Source organism: Paeniglutamicibacter sp. ORCA_105 (assembly GCF_045798545.1).
Lineage (GTDB): Bacteria > Actinomycetota > Actinomycetes > Actinomycetales > Micrococcaceae > Paeniglutamicibacter > Paeniglutamicibacter sulfureus.
The window spans coordinates 16,015-34,248 of record NZ_JBIXLM010000003.1 but is presented as its reverse complement, the minus strand read 5'-3'; the positions used below and the strand labels follow the sequence as shown (position 1 = coordinate 34,248).

Annotated in this window: 17 protein-coding genes; 16 read left to right on the top strand and 1 reads right to left on the bottom strand. The window is 67.4% G+C overall.

Going from position 1 to position 18,234, the window contains the following annotated elements; translation table 11 throughout:
* Nucleotides 1-217 precede the first annotated feature (217 nt).
* The 16 genes from ACIPUB_RS02145 (at nt 218) to ACIPUB_RS02070 (ending at nt 16,821) form a co-directional block, all read left to right on the top strand.
* Nucleotides 218-1,843 (top strand): AAA family ATPase, encoded by a 1,626-nt coding sequence (locus ACIPUB_RS02145; RefSeq protein ID WP_407605885.1) that lies wholly within the window; start codon nt 218-220, stop codon nt 1,841-1,843.
* 242 nt (nt 1,844-2,085) lie between these two features.
* Nucleotides 2,086-2,712, top strand: coding sequence for a 30S ribosomal protein S4 (rpsD, locus tag ACIPUB_RS02140; protein ID WP_264268975.1), 627 nt, complete (start codon nt 2,086-2,088; stop codon nt 2,710-2,712).
* 158 nt (nt 2,713-2,870) lie between these two features.
* Entirely contained in the window at nt 2,871-3,242 is a 372-nt protein-coding gene (locus ACIPUB_RS02135; protein WP_264269198.1) for a DUF948 domain-containing protein, read from the top strand.
* A gap of 110 nt (nt 3,243-3,352) precedes the next feature.
* On the top strand, nt 3,353-3,592 hold the full coding sequence (locus ACIPUB_RS02130; protein WP_407605884.1) for a hypothetical protein: 240 nt from the start codon (nt 3,353-3,355) through the stop codon (nt 3,590-3,592).
* Between the two features lie 150 nt (nt 3,593-3,742).
* Nucleotides 3,743-6,424: an alanine--tRNA ligase gene (gene alaS, locus ACIPUB_RS02125; protein WP_407605883.1), complete on the top strand. Its 2,682-nt coding sequence runs from the start codon at nt 3,743-3,745 to the stop codon at nt 6,422-6,424.
* Between the two features lie 17 nt (nt 6,425-6,441).
* Complete coding sequence (gene ruvX / locus ACIPUB_RS02120; protein ID WP_407605882.1) at nt 6,442-6,954, top strand: Holliday junction resolvase RuvX; 513 nt, start codon at nt 6,442-6,444, stop codon at nt 6,952-6,954.
* 172 nt (nt 6,955-7,126) lie between these two features.
* Entirely contained in the window at nt 7,127-9,232 is a 2,106-nt protein-coding gene (gene mltG, locus ACIPUB_RS02115) for an endolytic transglycosylase MltG (protein WP_407605881.1), read from the top strand.
* Nucleotides 9,229-10,143: a shikimate dehydrogenase gene (locus ACIPUB_RS02110; protein WP_310287575.1), complete on the top strand. Its 915-nt coding sequence runs from the start codon at nt 9,229-9,231 to the stop codon at nt 10,141-10,143. The genes mltG and ACIPUB_RS02110 overlap by 4 nt, the downstream gene beginning before the upstream one ends.
* 32 nt (nt 10,144-10,175) lie before the next feature.
* The gene (gene aroC, locus ACIPUB_RS02105) at nt 10,176-11,378 is read left to right on the top strand and encodes a chorismate synthase (RefSeq protein WP_310287573.1); all 1,203 of its coding nucleotides are present in this window, start codon (nt 10,176-10,178) and stop codon (nt 11,376-11,378) included.
* Nucleotides 11,375-11,917, top strand: a complete 543-nt coding sequence (locus ACIPUB_RS02100; RefSeq protein WP_310287570.1) for a shikimate kinase — start codon at nt 11,375-11,377, stop codon at nt 11,915-11,917. The genes aroC and ACIPUB_RS02100 overlap by 4 nt, the downstream gene beginning before the upstream one ends.
* Nucleotides 11,918-12,111: 194 nt before the next feature.
* Complete coding sequence (gene aroB, locus ACIPUB_RS02095; RefSeq protein ID WP_264268967.1) at nt 12,112-13,203, top strand: 3-dehydroquinate synthase; 1,092 nt, start codon at nt 12,112-12,114, stop codon at nt 13,201-13,203.
* Complete coding sequence (locus ACIPUB_RS02090; RefSeq protein WP_310287566.1) at nt 13,200-13,871, top strand: hypothetical protein; 672 nt, start codon at nt 13,200-13,202, stop codon at nt 13,869-13,871. Before aroB ends, ACIPUB_RS02090 begins: the two co-directional genes overlap by 4 nt.
* Before the next feature lie 179 nt (nt 13,872-14,050).
* Nucleotides 14,051-14,611: an elongation factor P gene (efp, locus tag ACIPUB_RS02085; protein WP_310287564.1), complete on the top strand. Its 561-nt coding sequence runs from the start codon at nt 14,051-14,053 to the stop codon at nt 14,609-14,611.
* Nucleotides 14,611-15,021, top strand: a complete 411-nt coding sequence (gene nusB, locus ACIPUB_RS02080) for a transcription antitermination factor NusB (RefSeq protein ID WP_264268964.1) — start codon at nt 14,611-14,613, stop codon at nt 15,019-15,021. The genes efp and nusB overlap by 1 nt, the downstream gene beginning before the upstream one ends.
* A 249-nt stretch (nt 15,022-15,270) precedes the next feature.
* Nucleotides 15,271-16,668: an OFA family MFS transporter gene (locus tag ACIPUB_RS02075; RefSeq protein WP_407605880.1), complete on the top strand. Its 1,398-nt coding sequence runs from the start codon at nt 15,271-15,273 to the stop codon at nt 16,666-16,668.
* Nucleotides 16,669-16,821, top strand: a complete 153-nt coding sequence (locus tag ACIPUB_RS02070) for a hypothetical protein (protein ID WP_310287558.1) — start codon at nt 16,669-16,671, stop codon at nt 16,819-16,821.
* 124 nt (nt 16,822-16,945) lie between these two features.
* Here ACIPUB_RS02070 and ACIPUB_RS02065 read toward each other — a convergent pair whose 3' ends face one another.
* A complete protein-coding gene (locus tag ACIPUB_RS02065) occupies nt 16,946-18,166 on the bottom strand; it encodes a PrsW family intramembrane metalloprotease (RefSeq protein WP_407605879.1) in 1,221 nt (406 codons plus the stop codon).
* Nucleotides 18,167-18,234: the final 68 nt, after the last annotated feature.

Here is an 18,234-nt window from a genome sequence, read left to right as displayed (position 1 = left end):
AACTCCCGGGTGTTGTCTTTCCTGCTGGTGGGGTTGTCCCCAGCGCCACCGTTGGGACTGATGTGACAGCACCCGGGCCCTACCGCCGCCGAAGCGCCGTCAGACGCTTTGGGGCGCACCGATGCATCCACGGCCCCATCAAGCCCCGCCGAGGGGGAAAACCACCCTAAGCGGGGGCGGGGAATCGTCGGCGGCAATGCTGAACTAGGCTGGTGGAGTGAACGATCTGCTCAGTGCCTTGGGTGACGACGAGGAAAACGACGAAGAACATGTGCGCCCGCGCGCGCCCTTGGCGGTACGCATGCGCCCGCGCTCGGTCGAGGAACTGGTTGGCCAGCAGCACTTGCTCAAGGCCGGCTCCCCGTTGCGGCAACTGGCCGGCATCGACGGGCCGGGCCCCTCCGGCCCCTCAAGCATCATCCTCTGGGGTCCGCCCGGCACCGGAAAAACCACCATCGCCCACGTGATTGCCCGTGCCCCGGGCCGCCGCTTCGTCGAGCTCAGCGCCATCACCGCTGGAGTCAAGGACGTCCGTCGCGTCATGGACCAGGCACTGGAGGACCGTGACCTGCGCGGCTTCACCACCGTCCTGTTCCTTGACGAGATCCACCGCTTCAACAAGGCCCAGCAGGACGCCCTGTTGCCGGGGGTGGAAAACCGCTGGGTCGTACTTGTGGCGGCAACGACGGAAAACCCGTCGTTCTCCGTCGTCTCCCCGTTGCTCTCGCGCTCATTGCTGCTCACGCTGCGCCCCCTGGTGGAGGGTGACATTGCCGCGCTCATCACCCGCGCCCTGGCCGACGAACGTGGATTCAACGACGAGCTGATCCTGGACCCGGCGGCACTTGACCATCTGGTGCGCATGGCCGGAGGGGATGCGCGCCGGGCGTTGACCGCCCTTGAGGCCGCCGCCGGAGTGGCGTGGAGCGCCGCCGAGTCACACGGACTGCTGGCCCGCCGCACCGCGCAGAAGTCGGACGCGGAACCCGCCGGCGAACCTTCGGACGCACAGCCGGGGAAGGACCCGGCGGAGGAAACGCCCGGAGCACCGCAGGAGCCTGACACTGCCAGTGGCCTGGAAGCCGAGACCAGCGACGGGGACCGTGACGCCGATCCGGGCACGGACGGGAGGCCCGCGGCCGACTCCGCCGAGGAGGCCCCCGATGGCGGTGGACTGAGTCCCACTGGCCAGATCATCATCACCATCGAGCACACCGAACGGGCCATGGACGCAGCGGTGCAGCGCTACGACAAGGCGGGGGACCAGCACTACGACATCATCAGTGCCTTCATCAAGTCCATCCGCGGTTCGGACGTGGATGCGGCCCTGCACTACCTGGCAAAGATGTTGGAGGCCGGGGAAGACCCGCGCTTCATCGGCCGGCGCATCATGATCAGCGCGTCGGAGGATATCGGCATGGCCGATCCCAGCGCCCTTCAGACGGCCGTCGCCGCGGCCCAGGCTGTTCAGCTCATCGGCATGCCCGAGGCCCGGCTCATCCTGGGGCACGCCGTCGTGCACCTTGCCACGGCTCCGAAGTCCAACGCCGCCTACAACGCCATCAACGCCGCCGTCGCGGATGTCAGGGCCGGCCGTGGCAGGGGAGTGCCCATGCATTTGCGCGACGCCCACTATACCGGCGCCCAAGGGCTGGGTCACGGCAAGGGCTACCAGTATTCGCATGACGCCCCGCATTCGGTGGCCACCCAGCAATATGCACCCGATGACCTGCTGGGGGTCGATTACTACAAGCCCACCGCCAACGGGGTCGAACGTTCCATCGGTGAGCGAGTTGAACGCATCCGCGGAATCATCCGGGCCAAGGACCGCCGGACCAAGTAATCGATAGCGGGCAGCGGGCAGATCTCACATGCCCGCCACCCGCCGAAGGTTAACATTGGGTTTGGCGGCGGTGGTAGGATTGATCCTTGGCTGGCAAGCTGTCCAACCGCACACCACCCGAAACCTCGGTCTCGGACGGTGCGCAACGTGGCAGTTGTAGTGCATAGGGAAGCGGCTTCCCACAACTCTCCATCATGGAGGCCAGACCCAATGACAGCCGCTCACAAAAGATAAGGACACTCGTGGCTAACAACACTCGTGCCCGCCGCAAGGTTCGCCTCTCGCGAGCCCTCGGCCTTGCCCTGACTCCCAAAGCTGAAAAGTACATGGAGCGTCGTCCCTACGGTCCGGGCCAGCACGGCCGTGCCCGCAAGAAGCAGGACAGCGACTACGCAGTGCGTCTTCGCGAAAAGCAGCGTTTGCGCGCCCAGTACGGCATCCGCGAAGCACAGATGACCCGTGCCTTCGAAGAAGCCAAGCGCACTGCGGGCCTGACCGGTGAAAACCTGGTTGCCCTTCTGGAAATGCGTCTGGACGCCTTGGTTCTGCGTGCAGGCTTCGCCCGCACCATCGCCCAGGCCCGCCAGCTGGTTGTGCACCGCCACATCATGGTCAACGGCCAGCGCGTGGACCGTCCGTCGTACCGCGTGTCCGAGGGTCAGCTGATCCACGTTCACGAGCGTAGCGAAAAGATGGGCCCGTTCCAGATCGCCGCTGCAGGCGCCCACCGCGATGTTCTCCCCGCCGTTCCGGCCTACCTGGACGTCAAGCTTGAAGCCCTTCAGGCCAAGCTCGTCCGCAAGCCGAAGCGCTCCGAGGTTCCCGTAACCTGCGAAGAGAACCTCGTCGTCGAGTACTACGCACGCTAAATCCGTCGGGTTCACGCCCAACGAATTGAGCTTGCAACACGAAGCCCGTGGCCACGCGCCGCGGGCTTCGTGTTATCCAAGACGTTTCGGTTCCGTGCTATCGCCAACCTTTCGGTAAGGTGGAAAAGCACATGTCACCAACCGTAGAGGAAAAGCACATGACAGGGTCGGATATCGCCGGACTCATCGCGGCAGGCGTTTTTGCCGTGCTGGTGGCACTGCTTGCCATCCCCATCTGGAAGCTCGGCAAGGTGTTCGATGAGCTCCGCGCCGCAGTGAAGGACGTCTCCGACGGCACCACCCCGCTGCTGACCGAGGTCACCAGTACCGTGGCCACCACCAACGACCAGCTGCGCAAGGTCGACGGCATCACTTCGCACGTCTCCGACGCATCGGCGAACATCAGCGCCTTGTCCTCCTTGACCGCAGCCACCGTCGGGCGGCCGCTGATCAAGGTTGCGGCATTTACCGCCGGGGTCCGTTCGGTCCTCGACACCAAGCCGAGCGGCAAGGGACGACGCTCGCGCTGAATCCTGCCCGCGGCAACAAGGGCACCGGTCGCGGCCGCCTGCCGGTACGTGCCATGCAGCAGCACCAGGCAGGGCACGAACCAACCATCCACGAAACGAGGAAACCGCAGATGAAGAAACTATTCTGGGTCGGCATCGGCATCGGAATCGGCGTCGGCGTCCTGACCGCCCGCAAGCTCGGCCAAGCCAGGGATCTTGCCAGCTCCGACGGGCTGAACCGCACCGTTGGGCGCATCAGCGATTCGCTGCAGGAACTGGCCGAGGCCTTCCGCACCGGCATGAATGAACGCGAAACGGAATTGCGCCAGGCCCTGGGCCTGGATGAAACACCCGACCCAAGCCACCACTAGACTTATTTTCGTGGCACGCGTGCCGGTCGCCTCCGCCATGGGGGTTCCCGGCACCACGCAGTTCCCCGGCCGATAGGCCCCGGGGGAGCGGCACGTGTATGCCACACCCGAGCACAGCGCCCGTAAGCACGAAGGGATCGAAGAGGAACGATGAAATCGCAGGAAATTGCACGCCGGTGGGTCGACTACTTTGAGTCGAAGGGCCACACCGCGGTTCCCAGCGCCTCGCTGGTCTCCTCCGACCCGTCGTTGCTGTTCACCGTCGCCGGCATGGTGCCGTTCATCCCGTACCTGACCGCCCGCGAGGAGCCGCCCTTCAGCCGGGCCACCTCGGTGCAGAAGTGCATCCGCACCGGCGACATCGAAGAGGTCGGCAAGACGGTGCGCCACGGCACCTTCTTCCAGATGTGCGGCAACTTCTCCTTCGGGGACTACTTCAAGGAAGGCGCGATTTCCTACGCCTGGGAGCTGCTGACCAGCTCCGTCGCGGACGGCGGCTACGGCCTGCCTGCCGAGAAGCTGTGGATCACGGTCTACCACGAGGACACCGAGGCGCTGGAAATCTGGCGCGACAAGATCGGCATCCCGGAAGAGCGCATCCAGAAAATGGGCAAGGCCGACAACTACTGGTCCACCGGCCAGCCAGGCCCCGCCGGCCCCTGCTCGGAAATCTTCTATGACCGCGGACCCGAGTACGGCATCGAGGGCGGCCCGGAGGCCGACGACACCCGCTACATCGAGATCTGGAACCTCGTGTTCATGCAGTACCAGCGCGGCGAGGGCACCGGCAAGGACAGCTTCGAGATCCTGGGCGAACTGCCCAAGAAGAACATCGACACCGGCCTGGGACTCGAGCGCCTAGCGCTCATCCTGCAGGGCGTCGAGAACATGTACGAGACCGACCAGGTCCGTCCGGTGCTCGACAAGGCAGCTGAACTCTCGGGCAAGGCATACACCTCCACCGAGGATCCCGCAGACCCGCACCACGCCGACGACGTGCGCATGCGCATGGTCGCCGACCACATCCGTTCCTCGCTGATGCTGATTTCCGATGGCGTCTCCCCGGGCAACGAGGGCCGCGGCTATGTGCTGCGCCGCCTGATCCGCCGCGCCGTGCGCGCCATGCGCCTGATGGGTGTGGAAACCGCAGTGCTCCCCGAGCTGCTGCCGGTCTCCCGCGACGCCATGAAGGGCGTCTACCCGATCGTCGAAACCGACTTCGAGCGCATCGCCCGCATCGCGTACGCCGAAGAACGTGCCTTCCTGCGCACCATCGCCTCCGGCACCACGCGCCTGGAAGAGGCACTGGAGGTCTCCAGGTCCAAGGGCGGCTCGCTCTCCGGTGAGGATGCGTTTTCTCTGCACGACACCTACGGTTTCCCGATCGACCTCACCCTGGAAATCGCCGCCGAGGCGGGCCTGGCCGTTGACGAGCCCAGGTTCCGCGAGCTGATGAACGAACAGCGCACCCGCGCGCAGAAGGACGCCAAGGCAAAGAAGGCCGGCCACGCCGACCTGACCGTCTTCACCCAGCTGCACGACGCGGGCGACGTCATCTTCACCGGCTACGAGGAACTGACCAGTGAATCCACCGTGCGCGGCATCGTGCACAACGGCTCCCTGGTGGAGGTGGCCGAACAGGGCCAGCAGATTGAACTGGTCCTCAACGAGACCCCGTTCTACGCCGAGGCCGGCGGACAGGCCGGCGACGTCGGACTGATCACCGGAGACGGCTTCGTGCTCGAGGTGCTCGACGTGCAGGCCCCGATCCGCGGGCTGAACGTGCACCAGGCGATCGTGCGCGAGGGCGAACTGCCCGCCAACGCCAGCGTGCTGGCCGAGGTCGACCGCCAACGCCGCCACTCCGGGGAACAGGCGCACTCCGCCACCCACCTGGTCCATGCTGCACTGCACGAGATCCTGGGCCCCGACGCCCTGCAGTCCGGCTCCTTCAACAAGGCCGGCTACCTCCGCTTTGACTTCTCCTGGACCGAGGCGCTCTCCACAGCTGCCCGCAACGAGATCGAAGAGGTCGTGAACCTGGCCATCCGCAACAACCACCAGGTGAACACCAACGTCATGCCGCTGGCCGAGGCCCGCGCCATGGGTGCCATGAGCCTGTTCGGCGAGAAGTACGGCAACACCGTGCGCATGGTGGAAATCAACGACGCATGGAGCCGTGAGCTTTGCGGTGGCACCCACGTGGGTGCCACCGCGCAGATCGGCACGCTGACGCTGTTGGGCGAAGCCTCCGTGGGTTCGGGCAACCGGCGTGTCGAGGCCCTGGTGGGCATGGAGGCCTTCCGCCACGGTGCTGCCGAGCGCGCCCTGGTGTCCGAGCTTTCCTCGATGTTCAAGGTCCCCGCCGCACAGCTCAATGAGCGCATTTCCGACACTGTTGCGAAACTGCGCACCGCCGAAAAGGAAATCGAGAAGCTCCGCGGCGCGCAACTTGCAGCCCAGGCGGGCGCCCTGGTGGCCAAGGCACGGGAGATCAACGGGATCAAGGTCCTGGCCCACGATGCCGGCGAGGTCCCCTCGGCCGAAGCCCTGCGCACCCTGGCCCTCGACCTGCGGGACCGCCTTGGCTCGGAGGCGTCCACCGTGGCGCTGGCCGGCGCGGCCAACGGCCGCCCGCTGGTACTGGTCGCAACCAACGACGAGGCCCGCACCAAGGGTGCCAAGGCCGGTGCCCTGGTGCGCACCGCGGCCAAGATCCTTGGCGGCGGAGGCGGCGGCAAGGACGACGTGGCACAGGGTGGCGGCCAGGACGTGGCCAAGATCGCCGAGGCGCTTGACGCCATGGTCCGCTCGATCCAGGAGCTGTCATAGCCTCGGCGTCCGGCCCCTTGGCACCGACCCCGCGTCCCGGGGTGCTGCTTGGCGTCGACGTGGGCATGGCCCGCGTCGGCGTCGCGGCCAGCGACCGTGACGGGGTGCTCGCCACCCCGGTGAAGACGCTGAAACGCGACGTGAAGAAGTCCAGCGACATCTCCGTACTGGTGAAGCTGGCCGCCGACCGGGAGGCCACACAAATCTTTGTGGGCCTGCCGCGCTCGATGTCGGGCGGGGAAACCGCTTCCACCACCATGGCGCGTGATTATGCCCGTGACTTGGCGAATGCGCTTTTGCGTTCCGGCTCGAGCGTGGACGTGCGACTGGTGGATGAACGCCTGACCACCGTCAGTGCGCACCGTTCGCTGCACGAAGCCGGACTCGACGGGCGCAAGCACCGCGCAGTCGTTGACCAGGTCGCCGCGGTGGAGATCCTCCAGCAGGTCCTCGAAATGCGCCGCAACGGCCAGCACTCTCCGGGGCAGCTGGCAGCGCCCGACGTCCAGGGGACCGGCGATGACGACTGAGGCGGGACGAGGCACCGCCCCCGGCCAGGGGCCGGCAAGGCCCGACGACCGCGATGTACTGCCCGAAAACCCCGCTTTGGGTTACGATCGCATGAGATCTCAATCGGCTGAAGAAGTGGGCCCGCGTCGCCCCTCGGCTACTACGTTGCCTGCGGGCATGGGAGAATACCGCATGACTAACGAATCGTTCAACGATTCTCCGCGCCGCGATTCCGGGGTATCACCCCGGCGTGCAGCACGTGCCGCGCGCGAAGAGGAAGATCGCACTCGCAGTGCGGCAAGGCCCCCCGTCCCGGAGCAGGAAACTGGCCGGCGGAAATCCACGGAGCCCGCCACGGGCCCGGCGGCTGGCGCCGGAAGCGCTTCCCGGGAACCCGACCGCCATGGCTCGGCCCACCACTACGCCGCGGCCCCTGATCCGGAATCCTCGGCGGCGACCACCGCCGATGAGGCCGCCAAGGCCAAAGCCGACCTCAAGGCGGCCACGGACGCGGCGCAAGCCGAGGAAGCCCGACTCCAGGTAATTGAGGAAGCCCGGGTGCTGGCCGAGGGGGAGCGCACCAAGGCTCTTGACGCCGCCCAACGGGCACGGACCCAGAGCGCCCAACGGGCGCGCAAGGAGGCCATCGAGGCCCAGCGCGCCGCCGCGGAACGCGTCCGCCAGACCCTTCGCGCCAACGCGGCGCCGCTGCGCGACAGGTCGGCAGCCGCCCGAAGTGCCATCACCCCCGCCTCGGCCGCGGCCGCGCCGCTGGCGGAGGACCGGAACCAGGCCAACCCCGCCGGGAACACGCCCTATGACCAGGCCGAGCGGCGGGAGCTGCCCGTGAGCCGGAACATCGCAGAGGTCCCCGATCCATCCCCGGCCAAGGTTCCTGCCCCGGCCGGTTCCCCGGTTCCGCCCCCGGCCCCGTCCAAGCCCCCCGTCGTGAAAACAGATCCGGCCGCCAGGGAAACCCGGCCAGCGACGATGGGCGCGACAATGACCGCGCCAGCGGGCAGGCCGGAAGCCGCCGCGGCGAATCCCTCCCACGAGGATCCGGACCCACACTCCGAGCAGGTCGACTACACCGGCGAATCCCACCACAACGGAGTCGACGAGGCACCGGTGGACCGGCACGTTCCACCGGGGTACAACGCCGTTGACCCCGCCGAGCCGTTCGCACGCCAAAACCTGTTCCTGACCTCCACCGCGACAGACCCCCAGGTCCGCAAGGCCCGGCGCCGCCGCCGCAACTGGATCGTGTTCGCGGTGCTCCTGGGCTTCTTCGCGGCCATCTTCGGCGTCGTGATCTTCCTTCAGGGAGTCCTGGACCGGCTGAGTCCCCCGGACTTCCCTGCGCCCGGTGGCGAGGCAGTCACCTTCGAGGTGAAATCCGGCTGGGGTCCCCAGCAAATCGGCCGCGAACTCGAAAGCCGGGAGATCGTGGCCAGCGACAAGCTCTTCCTCGAGGCCATCCAACTGGTGGAGACCGAGAGCCGCGAGATCCACCCGGGCACCTACGAGCTGCGTCGCGAAATGCCGGCCCTGTCCGCCGCCGAGATCCTGATCGGCGAACCCGCCGCGAAGGTCTCCTACGTGGCCATCAAGCAGAACACGCGCATGAACCAGGTGCTGGAGGATATTTCCGAGGCCACAGACCTGCCGCTCAACGAACTTCGCCGACTCGCCGAGGACCCCGCGGCCTTCGGCATCAGTGCCGATGTCCCGAACCTGGAAGGATACCTGCATCCCGGTGAATACCGGTTCCCGCTGGATACCGATTCCAAGACGGTGCTCAAGGCGATGGTCGATGCGACCGCCAAGACGTTGATTGACAACGGAATCACCGACGCCGCCCAGCAATACCACGTGCTGCAGGTCGCCTCGATCCTGCAGGCCGAGGCGCGGCCAAACGACTACGGCACCGTGGCCGGGGCACTGGAGAACCGCCTGCACACCAGCAACACCGAGACCAACGGCCTGCTTCAGGTCGACTCGACGGTGATCTACGGGCTGGACAGGTACAGCCTGCAAATGACCGAAGCGGAAAAGAAGGATGCGGGCAACGCCTACAACACCTACATCCACAAGGGCCTGCCGCCGACGCCGATCGGTTCCCCGGGAGACTCGGCCATCAAGGCCGCGGCGCACCCGACCCCGAACGACTTCTACTACTGGGTCACGGTGGACACCAACAGCGGAGAGACGAAGTTCGCGAAGACCTACGCCGAACACCGCGTCAACCAGAACGAATTCCGCGCCTGGTGCGCCGCCAACACGGACGTTTGCAAGTGAGTTCCGCCGCGGCCGCGTGCCGTGCGGCGGTGCTCGGCCACCCGATCGGGCACTCCCGATCCCCGCTGCTGCATTCGGCGGCCTACCGGGCGCTGGGAGTGGACATCGACTACACCGCGATCGACATGCTCCCGCAGGAAGCCGGGTCCTTTGCTGCCCGGCTGCGCACGGAGCCCGGATGGGTCGGCGTCTCGGTCACCATGCCGCTGAAGGCTGCGCTGATCCCGCACCTGGACGTGCTCTCGGAGCGCGTGCTGCGCCTGGGTGCGCTGAACACCGTGGTGGTCGAACACCTTGCCGGTTCCGTCCGGCTGACCGGGCACAACACCGACGTCGACGGGATCGTGCGTGCGATGGAGGAAGTGCTTCCCGCGCGCCGTGGCGACGACGCGCCCCGGGAGAATCCCCGCGCTGCGATCCTGGGCGCCGGCAACACCGCATTGGCGGCGCTGGAGGCCTGTGCCCTGCTCGGGTACACCCACGTGGACCTGGTGGTCCGCAACCCGCAGCGCGCCGCCGCCGCACTGGTCCTGGCCGAAACGCTCGGCCTGGCCTGCGCCACGGTCGATGTTGCAGCTGCCGCGGCCCGGCTGGCTGACTACGGGTCCGTCATCTCCACACTTCCCGCCCATGCCGCGGACTCGCTTATCGCCCCGCTGGGACTTGGCCTGACACCTGCCCGGTCAGGCGTGCTGGCCCCCGGTGCCGTATTGCTGGATGTCGCCTACGACCCGTGGCCCTCGGAGATCGCGGCCGCCTGGGAGGCCGCCGGCGGCACCGTCGTGTCCGGAATGTCGATGCTGGTGCACCAGGGCGTGGAGCAGGTCAAGTACTTTTCAGGAATTCAGGACGCCGACTGGCGCCACGTCACAAATGTGATGTGCGACGCAGTGGGCCTATCCCGGCCCTAATCGGAGCGCGGGGACATGGCAGGATGGAGTACATGTTGCGTTGGTTGACGGCGGGCGAATCACACGGCCCCGCATTGGTTGGAATTATCGAGGGACTGCCCGCGGGCATTGCCATCTCTTCACAGGATGTGCGCGATGCCCTCGCGCGCCGGCGCCTGGGCTACGGCCGCGGCGCCCGGATGAAGTTTGAGCAGGACCAGGTCTCCTTCATGGGCGGGGTGCGCCACGGCGTGACCCAGGGCGGCCCGGTGGCCATCGAGGTGGGAAACACCGAGTGGCCCAAGTGGGAAAAAGTCATGAACCCGGACGCAGTCGATCCCGAGGAGTTGGCCTCGATGGCGCGCAACGCGCCGCTGACCCGCCCGCGCCCCGGACACGCCGACTTCACCGGCATGCAGAAGTACGGATTCGACGACGCCCGCCCGGTCCTCGAGCGCGCCTCGGCCCGCGAGACCGCCGCCCGCGTGGCGCTGGGCTCGGTGGCCGCGAACTTCCTGGCCCAGCTGGGCGTCGAACTGGTCTCCCACACCGTCTCGGTCGGCACCGTCGCCTCCCCGGAAGGTGCCCGGCTGCCGCGTGCGGCCGACGTGCGCGCCCTGGATGCGGATCCGCTGCGCTGCTTTGATACCGACACCTCCGAGGCCATGGTCGCGGAGGTCGACGCCGCCCACAAGGAGGGCGAGACCCTCGGCGGCATCGTCGAGGTGCTGGCCTACAACCTGCCCCCGGGCCTGGGTTCCTACGTGCACTGGGACCGCCGCCTGGACGCGCGCCTTGCAGGAGCGCTCATGGGCATCCAGGCCATCAAGGGCGTGGAGGTCGGCGACGGCTTCCTCACCGCCTCCCGCCGCGGCTCGGCCGCCCACGACGAGATCGTGCGCGGGGAAGACGGCGTCATCGACCGCTCGGGCAACAAGGCCGGCGGCATCGAGGGAGGCATGAGCATCGGCGACGTGCTGCGCGTGCGCGCGGCCATGAAGCCGATCGCCACCGTCCCGCGCGCGCTGCGCACCATCGACACCGCCACCGGCGAGGCAACCACCGCGCACCACCAGCGCTCGGATGTCTGTGCTGTCCCGGCCGCCGGCGTGGTCGCCGAGGCCATGGTCGCCCTGGTGCTGGCCCAGGCCATGCTGGAAAAGTTCGGCGGCGACTCGCTCACCGAGGTCAAGCGGAACCTGGAAAACTACCTCGGGGCCATCCCGCAGAACCTGGGGTCGGTCCGCCTTCCATGAGCACCCCGATCTTCCTGATCGGGCCGATGGCCAGTGGCAAGAGCGCCATCGGGGCGATCCTCGCCCGTCTTCTGGGCGGCACCCTGGTCGACACCGACGCGCGCGTCATCGCCGCCCACGGCCCGATCCCCGACATCTTCGCCGCCCACGGCGAGGCGGGCTTCCGCCGCTTCGAGACCCAGGCACTGGCCGATGCCGTGCCCCCCGCCCCGCGTGGCAACTGCGCGGCGGACGGCGCCGCGCCGGCCGTCGTGGCCACCGGGGGAGGTGCAGTGCTTTCGGCCCGGAACCGGGCGGTCATCGCCACGGGATTCAGCGTGTACCTGCTCACCGACGCCGCCACGGTCGCCCCGCGCATCGGGGCCGACATGACCCGGCCGCTGCTCGGCGACTCGCCGCTGGAATCATGGATCCGCATCTTTGCCCAGCGCAGCGGACTCTACGAGGCCACGGCGACCTTGTGCATCGACACCAGGGGGCGGACGACGGAGGAAATCGCCGAGTCCATCCTCACTGCCTACCGTGATGCCGGACACTGAAACCCCATCTGGCAGGCCTCAACACGTACGCTTAAGTTTGGCAACGGACGCAACGACGCGCCCCGAGCACGGCTAGCCAGTCACCCGCGATGACGGGGTGACGCGTTTTCACTCTCGCGCCGACGGCCCGCAGCAGCACCGCGCAAGCGGAGTTCGGCCCCGGCGCGCTACGCAGCACTTTGGAGGATCCAACGATGAACCCAGCACCCACGACGATTCAGGTCACCGGATCGGCTCCTGCCGAGAACTACGAGGTGATCGTGGGCAACGGCCTGCTGGGCCGCCTGCCCGGCCTGCTGGGCGAACGTGTCAAGAAGGTCCTCATCATCCACCCGCGCGCCCTGCGTGCCACCGGCGACATCGTCAAGGACGAGCTCGAGGCCGCCGGCTACGGCGCGATGAGCGCCGAGATCCCCGACGCCGAAGAGGGCAAGCACATCGAGGTCGCCTCCTTCTGCTGGCAGGTGCTGGGCAAGAACGACTTCACCCGCTCGGATGCAATCGTCGCCGTCGGCGGCGGCGCGGTCACCGACCTGGCCGGCTTCGTGGCCGCCACCTGGCTGCGCGGCACCAAGGTCATCCACATCCCGACCTCCCTGCTGGGCATGGTCGATGCCGCGGTGGGCGGCAAGACCGGGATCAACACCGCCGAGGGCAAGAACCTCGTCGGCGCCTTCCACCCGCCGGCCGGGGTGCTGGTGGACCTGGACACGCTGTCCACGTTGCCCAAGAACGAGCTCGTTACCGGCTTGGCCGAGGTCGTGAAGTGCGGCTTCATCGCCGATGAGCGCATCCTCGAGCTCATCGAGGAGGACCCGGCCGACGCCACCGACGCCACCTCGCCGCGCCTGCGCGAACTCATCGAGCGTGCCATCGCGGTGAAGGCCAAGGTCGTCTCCAACGACCTGCGCGAATCCGGGGAGCGCGAATACCTGAACTACGGGCACACCCTGGCCCACGCCATCGAGCTGGCCGAACGCTACTCGATGCGCCACGGCGCTGCGGTGTCCATCGGCATGGCCTTCGCTGCCGAGCTGGGCCGCAGCGTGGGACGCACCTCCGACGCGGTTGCGGACCGCCACCTGTCCATCCTCAGGACCCTGGGCCTGCCCACCACCTACCGCGGGGACCGCTGGCAGACCCTGCTCGACGGGATGCGCCGGGACAAGAAGACCCGCGGGGACCTGTTGCGCTTCGTGGTGCTCGACGGCATCGGCCGCCCGCGCATGCTCGATGTCCCCGACACCTCCCTCTTGTTCGCCGCCTACCAGGAGATTGCAGAATGAGCACCGCCACGCACATGGACCTGACCCACACCGAGGCACTGCTGCAGGTGCCCGAGGGCGGACTGGCCAGCGCCCCGCGGCAAAACATCGAATCCGGGATCCCCGGGGTGCGGCTGAACCCCACCCTGATGCGCCACGAGATCTTCGACGCCGAGCTTGCCGAGGAAGTCCTGCGAACCGGTGCCCCCAGCTCCCAGGTGGTGGTGCTGCTGGCCAAGGGCGAGCTGCGCGCCGCGAGCGAACTGGTTGCCGAGACGCGGTTCATCGACCCGCAGAACTTCGCCATGCGCGTGCTTGACACCTCGCTGACCCGCGCTGCAGGCGACGCGCCCCGGGCCGTGAACCGGCTGCGAGCCCTGCTGACCGAGTTCAAGGACACCGAGCACGAGTCGATCCTGCAGCAGCACCTGGGCTTCGCCTACGTCGAGAGCGGGGACGTGCTGGCAGCGGCCAACCGCTTCCGCAAGGCCCTGGACCTGCGCACCGCAGCGGATGCCGATGCGCACCTCATCGAGTCCTCGCGCGCCTGCCTGGAATCGGTGCTGGAACACACCGCGAAAACCGCCGGAAGCGCCGATGCCCCGCATCCGGCGGCGGTGAATGCAGCCGCCCAACACCCGGCACCGGCCACCGCAGCGATTGCGCTGCAGCCCCCCGCGGCAGGCTAGGACGCGCGGCGTCCGGAAAATCACTACCGCGGGGAAACCCGCAGCGCCAAGTCGTGCGCTAAGCTTAATCTTGGATTTTTGACAACACGCCTGAGGTCGCCGCCTGGCGGCGACCTCAGTCCGCCCAGCGCCTCGTGCGCATCGCGGGCCCCGGGCGACATACGGAAGAAGAGTAGATCGTGGCATCAACCACTGACATCAAGAACGGACAGGTCCTCAAGATCGAGGGCCAGCTCTGGACCATCATTGACTTCCAGCACGTGAAGCCGGGCAAGGGCGGCGCCTTCGTGCGCACCAAGATGCGCAACGTGCTCACCGGCAAGGTCGTCGACAAGACGTACAACGCCGGCGCCAAGATCGAGACCGCGACCGTTGACCGCCGCGACTACCAGTACCTGTACCAGGACGGCGAAGACTTCGTGTTCATGGACCTGAGCGACTATGACCAGATCACCGTTCCGGGCACCGTCGTGGGCGACCAGGCCGGCTACATGCTGGAAAGCCAGACCGCCACCATCGCCATGCACGAGGGCCTTCCGCTGTACATCGAGCTGCCGGCCTCGGTCGTCCTCGAGATCACCTACACCGAACCGGGCCTGCAGGGCGACCGCTCCTCGGCAGGCACCAAGCCCGCAACGCTGGAGACCGGTGTCGAGATCCAGGTGCCGCTCTTCGTTGAGCAGAACACCAAGGTCAAGGTCGACACCCGCACCGGCGATTACCTGGGGCGTGTCTCCTAGTGAGCGCACGCGCCAAGGCCCGCCGCCGGGCACTTGACATCCTTTTCGAAGCCGAACAACGCGATGTCTCGCCACTGGCAGCCATGCGTTTGCGCCGTGAAGCCACGGACATCACCATCAACGAGTACACCGTCACCCTCATCGAGGGCGTCATGAGCGAGCTGGATAGGATCGACGAGGTCCTTTCCTCCTACTCCAAGGGCTGGACCCTGGAACGCATGCCCACGGTGGACCGCACCGCGCTGCGCATCGGCACCTGGGAGTTGTTGTACAACGACGACGTGCCCGACGGCGTTGCCGTGGCCGAGGCCGTTGCCCTGGTCCGCGAGTTGTCCACCGACGAGTCCCCGGAGTTCGTCAATGGCCTGCTCGGACGCATCCAGCAGATGAAGCCAACGCTGCTGGCCTAGTCGCCCAACTCTTCTCCAGCACCGCCGGCCGGCGGGATCCCGAACCATTCGGGCATCCCGCCGGCCGCCGCCGTTAAGCGGCAATGCGCCACGTCAACGGATAACCTGCAGCGCAGGGCGCACGGCGTGGGCAACGACACGGGCGAGGTGAAATGTGCCACACTGTGTGCTTGGGCCACGGAAACCGGCAACTGCTTGGTTCGGTCCCCGGCATCACCCCCGCATCCACCGCGTCCAGAGGAGAAACCGTTGAATTGGCTTGACCGCTCCCGTTCCCTCGCACCTGAGGGCTTCAACCGCTGGCTGATCCCGCCTGCGGCCCTGGCGGTGCACCTGTGCATCGGCCAGGCCTACGCCACCAGCGTGTACAAATCTGCACTCATCGGCCACTTCGAGGTCTCGCAAACCGCCATCGGCGTCATCTTCTCGATCGCCATCGTGATGCTGGGCCTCTCGGCTGCCTTCATGGGCACTTGGGTGGAGCGCAGCGGACCGCGGAAGTCGATGTTCGTTGCCGCCTCCTTCTGGGGTGCAGGCTTCCTGGTCGGCGCGGCCGGCATCTTCACCGGGCAGCTCTGGCTGCTCTACCTGGGCTACGGCGTCATCGGCGGCATCGGGCTGGGCATCGGCTACATCTCTCCGGTCTCCACGCTCATGAAGTGGTTCCCCGACCGCCCGGGCATGGCCACCGGCATGGCGATCATGGGCTTCGGCGGCGGGGCGCTGATCGCCTCGCCCATGTCCACCGCGCTGCTCAAGGCCTTCGATGGCTTCGACCCGGTCAGCGACGGTGCCGACTGGATCGCCTCGGGCGCCTCGGTCGGCAAGCTCTTCCTGACCCTCGGCGTGGTCTACTTCGTGGTGATGATGTACGGGGTAGCCAACATCCGTGTCCCGGCACCGGGCTGGAAGCCGCGCGGCTGGGACGACTCCAAGACCAAGTCTTCGGCCATGGTCACCACCGGCCACGTCTCTGCTGCAAACGCCATCAAGACGCGCAGCTTCTGGCTGGTCTGGACGGCGCTGTTCCTCAACGTCACCGCCGGCATCGGGATCCTCGAACAGGCTTCCCCGATGATCCAGGACTTCTTCCGCGGCGCCGATGGGAACTCCGCTGTCAATGCGGCGGTCGCCGCCGGATTCGTGGGGATGCTTTCCATCGGCAACATGGCCGGGCGCTTTATCTGGTCCAGCACCTCGGATGTGATCGGCCGCAAGCGCATCTACATGGTCTACCTGGGCATCGGCGCACTCTTCTACGTGGTGCTCGCCTTCTTCGGCGGCAGCTCGATGCTGCTCTTCGTGGCCATGGCGGTGGTGATCATCAGCTTCTACGGCGGCTCCTTCGCCACCGCTCCCGCCTACCTCAAGGACCTCTTCGGCACCTTCCAGGTCGGCGCGATCCACGGGCGCCTGCTCACCGCCTGGTCGGCAGCCGGCATCGCCGGGCCGCTGATCGTCAACGGACTGCTGGACCTGCAGGGCAAACCGGGCACCATGAGTGCCCACAACTATCTTCCGGTGCTGCTGACCATGGTGGTGCTGCTGGTCATCGGCTTCATCGCCACCACGCTCATCAAGCCGGTGGATCCGAAATTCCACGAGCCGGGCGAAGAACTCGCCCCCGCCACCACCAAGGGAGCCTAGATGTCGACGCAACAGCCCGATCCCATCGATGCAGCGGACGTTCCGGTGAACCCGGCCGTGGGCCGGCTGGTCTTCGGCTGGCTATTGGTCGGCGTGCCGCTGGCCTACGGGGTGATCACCACCCTCTCGCGGGTGGGACAGCTCTTCCAATAGACACTCTTCCAATAGACAGACGCCGCATGCCGGACGGCCAGAGGCGTGGAAGGAGCCGGGTGGGCCGGGGAATGGCGGCGGTGGATGCCCGGGCATCCACCGCCGTTCCCGTTCACCCGCCCGGTTACCGTCCCGCGGACCCGGGCTTTGGGCCGATGAGCAGCTGTGCCCGTTGCCGGTGGGATTGATGCAGCAGCGCGGTCTCCCGGGCCAGGTCCGTCCCGGAGCCGTGGCCTGCAACGATCCGCTGGCGGACCGCGGCAAGGTTCATGGCGGTGGTGGTGAATTGCTTCATGTGGCGGCTCCGGCCGATTCCTGCCGCCCATTGCCTGGCCCGGCGCCGGCCCGCGGGCGTGGCAAACATCGCCACCTCCGCGTCGGTGAACCACCCGGCATCCCGGTAGTCGGCAAGGCGCCGCTGCGTCAGCTTCCGCTCGGCCCGCTGCAACAGCACCACGGCGATCACGGCGGCCATGAACAGGGGAACCTGCAACAGGAAATAGAAGCTCAGGAAGTCGGTGAAGAAGATGCCGACCCCGCCGTTCCAGAGGAAGTGCCCGATCATCGCCGGGACAAGGCCCATGAGCAGATACAGCGGCCACCTGCCCCGCCTGCCGCGTTCGGCGCACAGCCCCAGGGCAAAACCCGTCCAGGCGGTGAACATCACGTGGGCGAAGGGGGAGAAGAGCCCGCGCAGCACAAAGACCGTGGCCAGTTCGCCCGGCGTCCCCGGGTCGGCATAGCTGGAACCGAAGTACAGGATGTTCTCGGTGAACGCGAAGCCGGCGCCGACGATGCCGCCGTAGACGATCCCGTCAATGGGCCCGTCGAAATGCGCGCGGTTGATCCAGAAGATCAGCAGCACACCGGCGCCCTTGGCCAGCTCCTCCACGATCGGCGCCTGCACCACCGCGCCGAAGAGGTCCATCTCAAGCCGTCCGGCCGGGTCGAAGAACAGCTCCATGAACACGTCTCCCACCAGCAACGATCCGGCCACCGAGGCGCCCGCGCCCCACAGCAGCCCCAGGGCCAACAGTGAGCGCGGTTCCGGGTCCCAGCGATCCACCCAGCGCAGCCCCAACAGGCACAGTGCCAGGGGGACCATCGCCAGGGCGCCGAGCCACAGCACCGTGCCGGATCCGAAGACCCCGGAGAGGAACCAGGCAACGGCCAGCAGCACTGACGTGCACACCACCAGAGCCAGCGTGACGACGCCCCCGGGGCGGGTTGGCGGGGCGCCGGGCGGCGCCTGCGCGGGCATGGAGCCCGGGGCGGTGCCGCCGGTCCACGGATCGTGCAGTGCGGGATTGGGGGAGGGCTCCGGGGGCTGTGAGGTAACGCGCATGTCTCAAATCCTACGTGGAGCACCCGCTGTGCTAATTTTGATGGAGCAAGCAACCTTTAAATTCCGTC